Below are 12,853 nucleotides of genomic sequence, written 5' to 3' on the forward strand. Positions count from 1 at the left end.
CCGTAGGACGACACGGCATCGAGGAGGGCCCCCTACCGCTGCCGCGGTAGGGGGCCCTCCTCGTGTGCTCAGGTCCGGCGCGGCGGCCGGGGGAAGAAGCCGCTCGTCCGCGCCACGTACGCGTCGAACCCGGGCCGGTCGGCCATATGACGCTCCAGCAGGGCCGCGCCGCTGCCCTTGGTCAGCAGGAAGGTCATCACCAGCGGGGCCACGACGGTGGCGGCAGCGGCGGCCGGGGCCTGGCAGACGAAGAGGAAGAGGCCCCACCAGACGCAGAAGTCACCGAAGTAGTTCGGATGGCGGGTCCAGGACCACAGCCCCCGGTCCATGATCTTCCCCTTGTTGGCGGGGTAGGCCTTGAACCGGGCGAGCTGCGCGTCGCCGATCGCCTCGAAGGCGAGACCGACCGCCCACAGGAGCGCCCCCGCCCAGGCCCACCAGGCGAGCGGAGCGGTGAGGTACTGCGCGGCCTGTACCGGGAGCGAGACCAGCCAGACCAGCGCCCCCTGGAGCAGATACACCTTGCGCAGGGCGTAGAGGTTCGGGTTGCCGGGGGCCTTGGCCAGCATCTTCTCGTAGCGCGGGTCCTCCCCGTGGCCCCGGCCGCGCCGCCCGATGTGGATCGCCAGGCGCAGACCCCAGATCACGGTCAGCGCGGTCACCAGGAGCCGGCGGCCGTCGTCGCCGACGCCCGCCGACAGGGCGAAGGAGACCAGGGCGACGGCGGCGAACCCGACGCCCCAGGCGATGTCGACGATGCGGTGCACGCCCTTGCGCACGGCGACGGCGAAGGTGACGAGCATGACGCCGAGGGCGGCGACGGCCGCGCCCGCGAGCCCGCTCGCGAACTCGTGCCAGACGAAGCCGCTCACCGCTCCGCTCCCGGGTCCTCCGGTACGGACCACTCGCGCCGGGTGGCGGGCATGGCCGCGGAGCCGACCGGATCGGGCCGTACGGAGAGGATCTGGTCGACGCCCATCCGCCGTTCCTCGAACGCGAGCGCGCCGCCGACGAGGTAGAGCCGCCACACCCGCGCGGTCTCCTCCCCCACCAGCGCGACGAACTCCGCCCAGCGCTCCTCCAGGGTGCGCCGCCAGGCCTCCACCGTCCACACGTAGTGCTCGCGCAGCGATTCGACGTCCCGCACCTCCAGCCCGGCGCCCTCCAGCAGGCCGACGGTCTCGCCGAGCGGCCGCATGTGCATGTCGGGGGCGATGTACGACTCGATGAACGCGCCGCCGCCCGGCGCGGTCGTCCCCCGGGACATCTGCTGGACCAGGGCCCGGCCCTTCGGCCGCAGCGCGTCGTGCAGGATCGCGGTGAACGCCGGGTACTCGGCGTCCCCGACGTGCTCGCCCATCTCGATGGTCGACACGGCGTCGTACGCGCCCCGGGTCTCCGGCCGCCCCGCGATGTCCCGGTAGTCGATGTTCAGCACCTCGACCCGATCGTCGAGGCCGCGTGCGGTGACCTGCTCCCGTACGTACGCGGCCTGTTCGGCGGCGAGGGTGACGGCGGTGACGCGGACGTCGTGGCGCTCGGCCGCGTACAGGGTCAGCGAACCCCAGCCGCAGCCGATGTCCAGCAGCCGTGCGCCGGGCCGCAGTCCGAGCTTGCGGCAGATCAGCTCCAGCTTGTCGCGCTGCGCGTCGGCCGCGCCGTAGCCGGGCGCGTCGCTGGTCCAGTAGCCGCAGGAGTACGCCATCGTCTCGTCGAGGAGCAGCGTGTAGAAGGCGTTGGAGAGGTCGTAGTGGTGGCTGATCGCCGCCCGGTCGCGGGCCTTGCTGTGCAGGGCCCCGCGCAGTCCGGCGCGGGCGGCGGGGACCGGCGGCCGGGGACCGACCGCACCGAGGCGCAGAGCGAGGCCCGCCGCCCTGAGCCGGTCGGCGAGGGCCGGCGCGGGCGCGGTCAGGCCGCGGTCGCGCGCGGCGCGGCGCATGGCCCGCAGCCCGTCGCCGAGGTCGGTGTCCAGGTCGATGTCGCCGGTGATGTAGGCCTCGGCTAGCCCGAGTTCGCCCGGCTCCCACAGCAGGCGGCGCAGCGCTCTGCGGGTCCGCACATGGACGGTGGGGGCGTCCCTGGGCCCGGTCTCGCTGCCGTCCCACATCCGCACCCGGACCGGCGGCGGGCCACCGAGGAACCGCTCGATCAGCGGTTCGACGCGCTGGGCGGCCCCGGTCGGGGTACGCCGGGCGGGGGGCTTGGGTGCGGTCGTGGTCACGCGGTCTCCTCGCGGGTCAGAAGCAGTTGCTGCACATCGAGATAGCCGGAGCGGAAGCCCGCTTCGGAGTAGGCGAGGTAGAAGGTCCACATCCGGCGGAAGACGGCGTCGAAGCCGAGGGCGTCGACCTCGGCCGCCCGCTCGGTGAACCTCTCCCGCCACAGCCGGAGCGTCTCGGCATAGTGCGCGCCGAAGCGGATGCGCTGCGTGGTGCGCAGGCGGGTGTGGCCGGTGGTGATCCGCTCCACGGCCTCGGTGGAGGGCAGCAGCCCGCCGGGGAAGATGTACTTGTGGATCCAGGTGTACGTGGAGCGGCTGGCGCGCAGCCGGTCGTCGGGCATCGTGATGGCCTGGAGGGCGACCCGCCCGCCGGGGGCGAGCAGCCGGTCCAGGGTCTGGAAGTAGACCGGCCAGAACTCCTCGCCGACCGCCTCGATCATCTCGACGCTGACGATCGCGTCGTAGTCGCCGGTGACGTGGCGGTAGTCGCTCAGCCGGACCTCCACGCGGTCCGCGTACCCGGCCTCGCGGATCCGGGCGCGGGCCAGTTCGCGCTGTTCGGCGGAGAGGGTGACGGTGACGACCCGGGCGCCGCGGGCGGCCGCGCGGATGGCCAGTTCGCCCCAGCCGGTGCCGATCTCCAGGAGGCGGGTGCCCGCGGTGACCCCGGCGGCGTCCAGCAGCCGGTCGATCTTGCGGTGCTGGGCGGCGGGCAGCAGCTCGTGCTCGGCGGGGAAGCCGCGGAAGACGGCGGAGGAGTAGGAGAGCGTCTCGTCGAGGAAGAGGGCGAACAGCTCGTTGGACAGGTCGTAGTGGTGGCTGATGTTGTCCCGGGAGCCTTCGGGGGTGTTCAGCTGCGCGGCGGGCCTGCGCAGCGCCCAGATGCCGCGCAGGCGTTGCAGCGACCGGGGGACGAGGTCGGCGGCGTTGTCGGCCAGCACGGTCAGCACGCCGACCAGGTCGGGCGCGTCCCACTCCCCGGCCATGTAGGACTCGCCGAAGCCGATGAGTCCGCTCGCGCCGATCCGGCGGAAGAAGGCGTCGGGGTCGCGGATGTCCATGAGCGGCCCGCCGAGGCCGATGTCGTCCCTGCCCGCGAGCCGGGCGCGCAGGGGGAGCCGGGCGAGAGCGCGGCGGACGATGCGTTCGGCGACGGCGGTCCGGGCGCGGGAGGTCCGGGGCGGCGCGATGATGTCGGGCCAGCGTTCCGGGTCGGTCCCGGGAGTGTGTTCAGCCGGCAGCGCGGAGGTGGGCGCGGTCACTGCATGCCTTCCTGTGGGCGGTGCGGGGGACGGGGTTGCACGGGGAGCCCGCGCAGGTAGAGCCGGATGCCGTGCAGGCGGATCGCGGCGGAGACGAGGACGGTGGAGAGGGGGTGGCGCAGGGCGAGCCGCACCAGCTCCCGGGGGCCGGCGGGCCGGCGTCGGCCCCGGACGGTCGCGGTGAACGGACGGGCCCCGTCGCGCTCCAGATGGATGCTCAGGTCGAGCCGGGGCCCGGGCTCGGGCAGCCGCATCCGGTAGCCGCCGTCCACGGGGAAGAACGGCGAGACGTAGAACTCCTTGTCGGCCACGGACCGGTCGCTTCCGTCGGGGTTCAGGAGGTAGCCGTGCCGTCCGCCGTACGTGTTGTGCACCTCGGCGACGACGCAGAGGGGACTCCCGTCGGCGCGGTGGCACCAGTAGACGGTGATCGGGTTGAAGACGTACCCGAACACCCGGGCCTGGGTGAGCATGGTGACGGTGCCCCCGCCCAGCTCCACGTCCCGCGCCCGCAGGAAGCCCTCCAGCCCGGCCCGGATGGTGGGGGCGGTGCCGCCGAAGTGGTCGCGGGGGTCGAACCGGGCCAGCGGTCGCAGGAGGCGTGGCAGCCGGGGCGGCCGGTCGGGGTCGATGAGCCACAGATACGTACGGTGCCGGAACGCGTACCGCGTCGGCCGGTTCCGCACGTGCGTGATCGTGCACGGGTAGAGGGCGTTCACCACCTCACCCCCAGGGCCGCCGCGGCGCCGACCCCCGATCGGCAGCCGTCCTCGTGGAACCCCCAGCCGTGGTACGCCCCCGCGTAGGCGGTGACGGGACCGGACAGGGCGGGCAGGCGGTCCTGGGCGGCGACGGACTCCGGGGTGTAGACGGGGTGCTCGTAGACCATGCGGGCGCGTACGGAGGCGGGGTCGACGCGGTCGGCGCCGTTCAGCGTGACCACGAAGGTCTCGGGCGCGTCGAGCCGCTGGAGCCGGCTCATGTCGTAGCTGACGGTGACGCGGTCGGCGTCGGCGGCACACGAGGGCATCAGGTAGTTCCAGGAGGCCCTGGCGCCCCGGGCACGCGGCAGCAGGGTGGTGTCCGTGTGCAGCAGGGTCGGGTTGCGGGAGTAGCGGAACGCGCCGAGCGTGTCGCGCTCGGCGTCGGTCGGGTCGGTGAGCAGCCGCAGCGCCTGGTCGGGGTGGGTGGCGATGACGACGGAGTCGTACGGGGTTCTCGTGCCGTCCTCGGTGGTGATCTCGACGCCGTCCGCGTGCCGGGTGATCGCGCGCACCGGGGTCGCGGTGCGCACGGCGGTGAGCCGCTTGACGAGGAGGTCGACGTAAGCGCGGGAGCCGCCGGTGACGGTGCGCCAGACCGGGGAGTCACCGATGGTGAGCATGCCGTGGTGGGCGAGGAACCGGAAGAGATAGCGGGCCGGGTAGCGCAGGGCGGTCACCGGGTCGCAGGACCAGACGGCGGAGACCACGGGCGTGAGGAAGTGGGCGTGGAAGTAGGGCGAGAAGCGCCCGCGCCGGGCGAACTCCCCCAGCGTCATCCCACTCGGCCCGCCCGTCCCGCTCTCCGGCAGTTCCAGAAGGGCCCGCGCCGCGCGGTGGAAGCGCGGCACCTCGGCGAGCATCCGCAGGTAGGGGCCGCGCATGGCGGAACGCGGCTGGGCGAAGAGCCCGGCCGGGCCGCGCGCCCCCGCGTATTCGAGGCCGCATCCCTCGCACCGTACGGACATCGACATCTCGGACTCCTGGGTGGCGACGCCCAGTTCGTCGAAGAGCCGCAGCAGGTGGGGGTAGGTCCGCTCGTTGTGCACGATGAACCCGGAGTCGACGCGGTGCACCCGGCCGTCGGACGCGCCCAGGTCGTGCGTGTGGGCGTGGCCTCCGACGCGGTCCTCCGCCTCGTACAGCGTCACCTCGTGGGCGTCCCGGAGAACGTGGGCGGCGGTCAGTCCCGCCACTCCGGATCCGACCACGGCCGTCCGCCGTCGCTCCCCTGCCATTCCGGCTCCCTCCGGTCCTTCCGCACAGATCGGAGCGCTGCTGGAGTGCTCCTCACCCTGCATTCGTGGCCGGCGGCCGGATGGATTGGTCGATCAGCGCATCTACTCCGAACGGGTGAATGAGGGCCCGGGACCAATCCGCCGGCCGACCGGCGTCGAACCCCTTGTGTGAGAGCAGGCCGGAACGACGCGTGGATGACCGGGGCACTTCCGCCCCGGCGGTCCCGCCCGTCCCGTGGCCCACTCCCCTCTTTCTCTTCGCTGTCTCGCTTCACCTGACACACACGCACACGCCCTACCACCCAGGAGAAACGCCATGAACACGCTCCTCTTCCGCCGCGCAGCCGTCGCCGTGTCCGCAGCGGCCGTGCTGCCGCTCGCCCTCACCGCCTGCTCGTCGGACGACTCCTCCAAGGACTCGGCGGCGGGTTCGACCCCCAGCTCGTCCGCGCCGGCGAGCCCCTCGGCCGATGACTCGGCGACCATGGACGAGCCGTTCGGTCCGGCCTGTTCGTCGGTGCCGAAGGAAGGCGCGGGCTCGTTCGACGGCATGGCGAAGGACCCGGTCGCCACGGCCGCCTCGAACAACGAGGAGCTGTCGACGCTGGTGGCCGCCGTGAAGCAGGCAGGCCTGGTCGACACCCTCAACAACGCCGAGAACATCACGGTGTTCGCCCCGACCAACGACGCCTTCGCCAAGATCCCGAAGGCCGACCTGGACGCACTGCTGGCGAACAAGGCCGAGCTGACCAAGGTCCTCACCTACCACGTGGTGGGCGAGAAGCTGACGCCGCAGCAGCTGGAGAAGGGATCCTTCGACACGCTGGAGAAGAGCAAGCTGACGACGGCCGGCTCGGGCGTCGAGTACACCGTGAACGACTCCTCGAAGGTCGTCTGCGGCAACGTCCCGACCGCCAACGCGACGGTCTACATCGTCGACTCGGTCCTGATGCCCCCGAAGTAACCCCACCGCCCCCCACGGGACCGAGGGGCGGGGAGCCGCGGTGTACGCCGCTGCTCCCCGCCCCTCGTCGTGCGTGGGTGCTGCCCTAAGGGCTGTCCCGTGATCACTGGTGGATCAGCGTGCGGCGTCGGATGCGGTGCATCGCAAGGCGGAGGGACGTCCGCATACTGGATGTATGCGGATGTTCCGACAACGCGGCGAGGTGCCGTAGCTGTCGTCGCACGCCCGCCAGGGATTACGGGACAGCCCTTAGCCTGACCGGACGACACACCGTGAACCCCTGGGCCGTGGCGACCGTGTGGCCGGAGCCGTGGTCGGGTCCGCCGCCGGGGACGCGCTCGGCGCCCCGTTCGAGTTCGGCCCCGCCGGCGTGTTCACCGCCCGCTGGACCGAGCCCCTGCACCTACCGATGCCCGGCCACGGGGACCGTCGGCTGACCGCGGGGGACCTTCGCGCCCTGGCAGGCCGGCTGGACTCCGGGAGCACCTGAGAATCCCCGCCCATAACATCGCCCGAAAAGTACACATAAGCGCCGGATAAGAGCACTATGGGGATGAGGGTGCCTGCCGCATCCATCCGTACGGCGGCGGGGCCCGCACGACGAAGGAGACGAGATCTCATGAGCAACGTCTCACACGCGAGGAGTGACCTATCGGGCCACCCCGATGCCTCCGAAATGCGTGCGCGGTACGACCGCGTGATGGGCGGTCGCGATGTGGCGCTGGTGGACGCGCCGGTCTTCCTGCTCGGCCTCTACTGCGCCGTTTCCCCGTGGGTGCTCCACTTCACGGCCAGCCAGCCGGCCCTGGTCACGCACAACCTGGTGATGGGCATCGCCATCGCGGTACTGGCTCTCGGCTTCACCGCGATGCCGGAGCGCATGTACGGCCTGAGCTGGGCGATCTGCGCGATGGGTGCGTGGATCATCGTGTCGAGCTGGGTGGTGGGCAGCAGCCCGGACGCCGGGATCGTGATCAACAACATCATCGTCGGCGGCTTGGCCGTACTGCTGGGCATGGTCTGCGCGGGAGCAGCGGCCAAAACCCGCGACACCTGACCCCGAAGCACCCCGACAGCCCCGCTCCCGACCCGGCCCCTCCGGCGTTTGGGGAGCGGGGTCCGGGGCGGAGCCCCGGTTTCGGGAAGGGGCGGACAGGCGAACCAGCCCGCCGCGGGCGCACCACCCGCCCCGCACCCGTATGCGTCAGCCGACGGAGCTGTAAGCCACCACGCCCCGCAGCACCGCATCCACCGCCTTGCGCGCGTTCTTCGCCACCGAACTCGCCCCCTCCCCCGCGTCCCGGGGAGCCGCCGCGGCCACCTGCCCCAGCACGTCGATCACCTGCTTGCACCACCGCACGAAGTCCCCCGCCGGCATCTCCGCCTCGCGCAGCACCTCGTCCAGCGTCCGGCCGGAGGCCCACATGTAGACCGCCCAGGCGAAGCCGAGATCGGGCTCGCGCTGCCCGACCCCTTCCGTCTGGTTGATCTTGAAGTCCTCCTCCAGGGCGTCCAGCCGCCCCCAGATCCGCACCATCTCGCCCATGGCGACCTTGGCGGGACCCGACGGCAGCTTCGGCGCGACCGCGTCATCGGCCTGCCGCGCCTCGTACACCAGGGCCGAGACGCACGCCGCCAGCTCAGCGGGGTTGAGCCCTTCCCAGACCCCCTCCCGCAGGCACTCGCTGGCGAGCAGGTCAAGCTCCCCGTACAGCCGGGCCAGCCGCCGCCCGTTCGCGGTGACCTCGTTGCCCCGGAGGTAGTCCAGCTCGGTGAGGAGCGCGACGATCCGGTCGAAGGTCCGGGCGATCGTGTTCGTCCGCCCCTCGATCCGCTTCTCCAGCTGCCGGGTGTCCCGCTGCAACCGGTGGTAGCGCTCGGCCCACCGCGCGTGGTCCTCCCGCTCGTCGCACCCGTGGCACGGGTGGGCGCGCAGCTCGGTCCGCAGCCGGCTGATCTCGCGGTCGTCGGCGGCCGGCGCCCGGCCCTTGCGGTGCCGGTCGGGCACGATGTGACCCGCCTTCGTCCGCAGCGCCGAGGCCAGATCACGCCGGGACTGCGGCGAGCGCGGGTTGAACGACTTCGGGACGCGCATCCGGTCCAGCGCCTCCACCGGCACCGGGAAGTCCATCGAGGCCAGCCGCTTGACCTGCCGCTCGGCCGTCAGCACCAGCGGACGCGGCCCGTCGTGGTGGTCGAACCCGCGGTGCCCGTTGGCCCGCCCGGCGGGCAGGCCGGGATCCAGCACCAGGGCGAGCCCCGCGAACTTCCCCGTGGGCACGTGAATGATGTCTCCGGCCTTCAGCTTCTCCAGGGAGGAGGCCGCCGCCGCCCGCCGCTGCGCCACGCCCTGCTTGGCCAGCTCCGTCTCGCGGTCCTTGAGGTCGCGCCGCAGGCGCGCGTACTCCTCGAAGTCGCCGAGGTGGCAGGTCATGCCCTCCTTGTAGCCCTCCAGGCCCTCCTCGTTGCGCTGCACCTGACGCGAGATCCCGACGACGGACTTGTCCGCCTGGAACTGGGCGAACGAGGTCTCCAGCAGTTCCCGCGAGCGGTGCCGCCCGAACTGCTGCACCAGGTTGACCGCCATGTTGTACGAGGGACGGAAGCTGGAGCGCAGCGGATAGGTACGCGTGCCCGCGAGGCCGGCCAGTGCCGTCGGGTCCATGCCGCGCTGCCACAGGACCACCGCGTGGCCCTCGACGTCGATGCCGCGGCGTCCCGCCCGGCCGGTGAGCTGGGTGTACTCGCCGGGGGTGATGTCGGCGTGCTGCTCGCCGTTCCACTTGACGAGCTTCTCCAGCACCACGGAACGCGCGGGCATGTTGATGCCGAGCGCCAGTGTCTCGGTGGCGAAGACGGCCTTCACCAGGCCGCGGACGAACAGCTCCTCGACGACTTCCTTGAACGTCGGCAGCATGCCCGCGTGGTGCGCGGCGATGCCCCGCTCCAGGCCTTCGAGCCACTCGTAGTAGCCGAGAACGTGCAGGTCCTCGCCGGGGATGGACGCGGTCCGCTCCTCGACGATCTCCCGGACCAGCCGGCGCTTGTCCTCGTCGTTGAGCCGCAGACCGGCGTAGAGGCACTGCTGGACGGCGGCCTCGCAGCCGGCCCGGCTGAAGATGAAGGTGATGGCGGGCAGCAGGCCCTCGTTGTCCAGCCGGTCGATGACCTCGGGCCGGCCGGGCGTCCAGATCCGGCCGCGCTGTCGCCTCTCGCGCTCGCGGTCGGCCTCGCGCACCATCTTGCCCCGTCGGCGGTCACGGGGGTTGTAGACGTTCTGGCTCTCCTGCCGGGCGAGACGGACCAGGTCCGGGTTGACCTCGCGCCGTCCGGCGCCGCGCCCCCCGTGGTCGGTCGCCTCCTCGAAGAGGTCGTACATCCTGCGTCCGGCCATCACGTGCTGCCAGAGCGGCACCGGACGGTGCTCGGAGACGATCACCTCGGTGTCGCCGCGCACAGTGTCCAGCCAGTCGCCGAACTCCTCCGCGTTGGAGACGGTCGCCGACAGGGAGACCAGCGTCACCGACTCCGGGAGATGAATGATCACTTCCTCCCACACCGCGCCCCGGAAGCGGTCGGAGAGGTAGTGCACCTCGTCCATGACCACGTAGCCGAGGCCGGAGAGCGACTGGGAGCCCGCGTACAGCATGTTCCGCAGGACCTCGGTGGTCATCACGACCACCGGCGCCTCGGAGTTGACGCTGTTGTCGCCGGTCAGCAGGCCGACCTTGTCGGCGCCGTACCGCTTGACCAAATCGGCGAACTTCTGGTTGGAGAGCGCCTTGATCGGTGTCGTGTAGAAGCACTTGCGGCCCTGCTCCAGGGCCAGGTGCACGGCGAACTCGCCGACGATCGTCTTGCCCGACCCGGTGGGGGCCGCGACCAGCACCCCCTTGCCCGCCTCCAGGGCCTGGCAGGCCTCGATCTGGAACGGGTCCAGTCCGAACTCGTACATCTCGCGGAAGGGCCCGAGGGCCGTCGCCATCTCGGCCGCACGGTCCCGAGAAGCCTGGTATCGCTCAGCTGGTGAGAGGTCCTCTGTCATCTTGGTTACGAGCCTACCCGTCACCTCCGACACTCAGCGCGATCTTTAAATGCCCTTGGCCCATCCCTCGCCCGGGGCCCGGCCGGCGCCTGCTCAGCTCCCGGTGAGCACCCGCACGGCGCCCGGCACACAGGTGGCGGTGAGCGGCAGCGCGCCCAGCGGTTCACCGTCCGCGTACGCCGTGACCCCGGCCGCCGCCAGCTCGATCGAGGAGACCCGGTGCACGGTGACGGCGGGGTGGTCCAGGTGCGTGCCCCGGTAGACCTTCGGGAAGACCTTGAGGAGCGTGGTGCGGGTGCACCGCCCCACCACGGTCACGTCGAAGAGGCCGTCGTCCATCTCCGCGTCGGCGCAGATCCGCATGCCCCCGCCGTACGTGGTTCCGTTGCCCACCGCGACGAGGGTGGCCTCGATCTCGGTGGCCTCTTTGCCATCGAGCCGGATCCGGTACGGGATCGGCCGGAAGGCGGCCAGTTCGGCGAGGATCGCGAGGTCGTACGTGAACCGGCCGCCGACGAAGCGCATCCGGTTGCCCCGGTCGTTGACCCGGGAGTCGAAGCCGGAGGCGAGGACGGAACCGAACCAGCGGTCGCCCACCCGCCCCAGGTCGATGTCGCGGTGACCGCCCTCCTTGAGCGCCCGGGCGGCCAGCCGTCCGGCAGCGGCCGGGTCGCGTATCGGCAGCCCCAGCGCGCGGGCGAAGTCGTTGCCGGTGCCGACGGCGACGACGCCGAGCGGGGTGGCGGTCCCGGCGACGGCCTGGAGGGCGAGGGACATCAGACCGTCCCCGCCCACGGCTATCAGCGCCCCGGTCCCCGCCGCGACGGCCTCGCGGGCCCGGCGCAGGGCGTCGTCGGCGTCCTCGCCCAGCACCGTCACGACGGAGAATCCGGCGTCCCGCAACGCGGAAGCGGCCGGCTGCGCGGCGTGCGCGCCCCGGCCGCGTCCTGCGGTGGGATTGACGAAGAGGGTGATCTCGCTGGTCACCCTTCCGGACCCTACAAGGTCAGGTGATGTCGTCGTAACCATTCAGCCGGTGCGATCCGGCACCGTCCGCCCCGCCGGACGCCTGGCCCGGAAGTGCGGCGCGGGAGCCGGAGACGCTCTCGACGCCGCCTACGGGCTCGGGCGTCAGATCAAGATCCGAGGCCTCGTCGTCGCTGAGCTCGGCATCGGGGTTCCTGCGGTTGCGCCGCTTGTCGTTCAGCAGGGAGAAGCCGACGGCGATGAAGTAGAGGACCGCGAGCGGACCGGCGAGGAGCAGCATGGAAACCGGTTCACCGCCGGGGGTCGCGATGGCCGCGAAAGCGGTGAGGCCCACGATCATTCCGCGCCACCAGCCGAGCATCCGCTTGCCGGAGACGACACCGGTCATGTTCAGCGCGATGAGGAGCAGCGGCAGTTCGAAGGCGAGGCCGAAGACGATCACCATGCGGACCAGCAGGTCCAGATAGCTGTCGAGCTCGATCTGGTTCTGCACGTTCTCGGGGCTGAACCCGAGCATGATCTCGGCGGTCTGCGGCAGGATCGCGTACGCGAGGTAGGCGCCGGAGAGGAACAGGGGCGCGCCCACGACGGCGAAGGCGTAGGCGTAGCGCTTCTCGCCCTGGTGCAGCCCGGGAGCCACGAAGGCCCACAGCTGATACAGCCAGACCGGGGTGGCCAGCAGGACGCCGGACATCAGGGCGACCTTGAGGGCGTTGGTGAACGGCGCCAGCAGGGTGTTGGTCTTCAGCAGCGCGCAGGGCTTGCCGTTGACGGCGACGACCACGCCGTCCTTGCACCCGACGGATTCGAGAAGGGGGCGCAGAAGGAAGTCGTAGATCTCCTTCTGGAAGAACGCTGCCACGATCGTCACCACGACGATCGCGAGCACGGCTTTCAGCAGCCGGTTACGCAGCTCACGCAGGTGATCGAGGAGGGGCATCCGCCCCTCGTCGTCCTTCTCCTGCTTGCGGGCAGACTTGAGCAACCCACTTCCCTCGTCTCGTGCGGCGGCTGTCGGCGGAGCGCGTCAGCTGTCAGCTCTGGGTGGTGGGCTTGGCCTCGCTGACCGGGCGGGAGCTGGTGACGTCTCCCGGAGCGGCCTGGATGGTGCGCGCGGTGGTGGACTGCGGGGGCGTCGGGTCCTCGACGGTCTCCGTCGTGGGCGTCGCGGTCGTCGCGTCGTCCTTCTTCATGGCCTTGGCCTCGCTCTTGAGGATGCGGGCCGACTTGCCGAGCGAGCGCGCCATGTCGGGAAGCTTCTTGGCACCGAAGAGCAGCAGGATGACAGCGATGATCAGAACGATCTCGAGGGGCTTCAGATTGCCGATCATGTGCGACTTCCTTCTCACTGAGGCGGCTGGAGGTGGGCTCGCTA

The 12,853-nt window shown here is 71.5% G+C and carries 11 protein-coding genes and 1 pseudogene; 3 read left to right on the plus strand and 9 right to left on the minus strand.

Annotation, left to right across the window (positions count from 1 at the left end; translation table 11 throughout):
* Positions 1-68 precede the first annotated feature (68 nt).
* From OG245_RS06315 to OG245_RS06335, 5 genes are read right to left on the minus strand one after another with little or no spacing between them, the layout of a single operon-like run.
* Complete coding sequence (locus tag OG245_RS06315; RefSeq protein WP_371622555.1) at positions 69-872, minus strand: DUF1295 domain-containing protein; 804 nt, start codon at positions 870-872, stop codon at positions 69-71.
* On the minus strand, positions 869-2,221 hold the full coding sequence (locus OG245_RS06320; RefSeq protein ID WP_371622556.1) for a class I SAM-dependent methyltransferase: 1,353 nt from the start codon (positions 2,219-2,221) through the stop codon (positions 869-871). Before OG245_RS06320 ends, OG245_RS06315 begins: the two co-directional genes overlap by 4 nt.
* The gene (locus OG245_RS06325; RefSeq protein WP_371622557.1) at positions 2,218-3,483 is read right to left on the minus strand and encodes a class I SAM-dependent methyltransferase; all 1,266 of its coding nucleotides are present in this window, start codon (positions 3,481-3,483) and stop codon (positions 2,218-2,220) included. Before OG245_RS06325 ends, OG245_RS06320 begins: the two co-directional genes overlap by 4 nt.
* Positions 3,480-4,202 carry a DUF1365 domain-containing protein gene (locus OG245_RS06330; protein ID WP_371622558.1) on the minus strand — a complete coding sequence of 241 codons (723 nt, stop codon included), beginning with the start codon at positions 4,200-4,202 and terminating at the stop codon, positions 3,480-3,482. The genes OG245_RS06325 and OG245_RS06330 overlap by 4 nt, the downstream gene beginning before the upstream one ends.
* Positions 4,199-5,482: an NAD(P)/FAD-dependent oxidoreductase gene (locus tag OG245_RS06335; protein WP_371622559.1), complete on the minus strand. Its 1,284-nt coding sequence runs from the start codon at positions 5,480-5,482 to the stop codon at positions 4,199-4,201. Before OG245_RS06335 ends, OG245_RS06330 begins: the two co-directional genes overlap by 4 nt.
* A gap of 316 nt (positions 5,483-5,798) precedes the next feature.
* On the opposite strand from OG245_RS06335, the gene OG245_RS06340 reads away from it, so the two are divergent.
* The 3 genes and pseudogenes from OG245_RS06340 (at position 5,799) to OG245_RS06350 (ending at position 7,503) form a co-directional block, all read left to right on the plus strand.
* Positions 5,799-6,446 (plus strand): fasciclin domain-containing protein, encoded by a 648-nt coding sequence (locus OG245_RS06340; RefSeq protein WP_371622560.1) that lies wholly within the window; start codon positions 5,799-5,801, stop codon positions 6,444-6,446.
* A 280-nt stretch (positions 6,447-6,726) separates the two neighbouring features.
* A pseudogene (locus OG245_RS06345) lies at positions 6,727-6,891 on the plus strand (ADP-ribosylglycohydrolase family protein); the annotation flags it as partial.
* Between the two features lie 174 nt (positions 6,892-7,065).
* Complete coding sequence (locus tag OG245_RS06350; protein ID WP_371622561.1) at positions 7,066-7,503, plus strand: SPW repeat protein; 438 nt, start codon at positions 7,066-7,068, stop codon at positions 7,501-7,503.
* A 147-nt stretch (positions 7,504-7,650) separates the two neighbouring features.
* Here OG245_RS06350 and OG245_RS06355 read toward each other — a convergent pair whose 3' ends face one another.
* The 4 genes from OG245_RS06355 to tatA all read right to left on the minus strand — a co-directional run bounded on the left by OG245_RS06355 (position 7,651) and on the right by tatA (position 12,809).
* On the minus strand, positions 7,651-10,491 hold the full coding sequence (locus OG245_RS06355; RefSeq protein WP_371622562.1) for a DEAD/DEAH box helicase: 2,841 nt from the start codon (positions 10,489-10,491) through the stop codon (positions 7,651-7,653).
* Positions 10,492-10,584: 93 nt separating this feature from the next.
* On the minus strand, positions 10,585-11,478 hold the full coding sequence (locus OG245_RS06360) for a diacylglycerol kinase (protein ID WP_371622563.1): 894 nt from the start codon (positions 11,476-11,478) through the stop codon (positions 10,585-10,587).
* A gap of 19 nt (positions 11,479-11,497) precedes the next feature.
* Entirely contained in the window at positions 11,498-12,463 is a 966-nt protein-coding gene (tatC, locus tag OG245_RS06365) for a twin-arginine translocase subunit TatC (protein ID WP_371622564.1), read from the minus strand.
* A gap of 49 nt (positions 12,464-12,512) precedes the next feature.
* Complete coding sequence (gene tatA / locus OG245_RS06370; RefSeq protein ID WP_371622565.1) at positions 12,513-12,809, minus strand: Sec-independent protein translocase subunit TatA; 297 nt, start codon at positions 12,807-12,809, stop codon at positions 12,513-12,515.
* Positions 12,810-12,853: the final 44 nt, after the last annotated feature.

It is taken from the genome of Streptomyces sp. NBC_01116, assembly GCF_041435495.1.
Classification (GTDB): domain Bacteria; phylum Actinomycetota; class Actinomycetes; order Streptomycetales; family Streptomycetaceae; genus Streptomyces.

Bases quoted from the DNA above. Each gene is read 5' to 3' on its own strand.
- OG245_RS06335 (WP_371622559.1), bottom strand. From the start codon at position 5,482: ATGGCAGGGGAGCGACGGCGGACGGCCGTGGTCGGATCCGGAGTGGCG.
- OG245_RS06340 (WP_371622560.1), top strand. From the start codon at position 5,799: ATGAACACGCTCCTCTTCCGCCGCGCAGCCGTCGCCGTGTCCGCAGCG.
- OG245_RS06350 (WP_371622561.1), top strand. From the start codon at position 7,066: ATGAGCAACGTCTCACACGCGAGGAGTGACCTATCGGGCCACCCCGAT.
- OG245_RS06355 (WP_371622562.1), bottom strand. From the start codon at position 10,491: ATGACAGAGGACCTCTCACCAGCTGAGCGATACCAGGCTTCTCGGGAC.
- tatA (WP_371622565.1), bottom strand. From the start codon at position 12,809: ATGATCGGCAATCTGAAGCCCCTCGAGATCGTTCTGATCATCGCTGTC.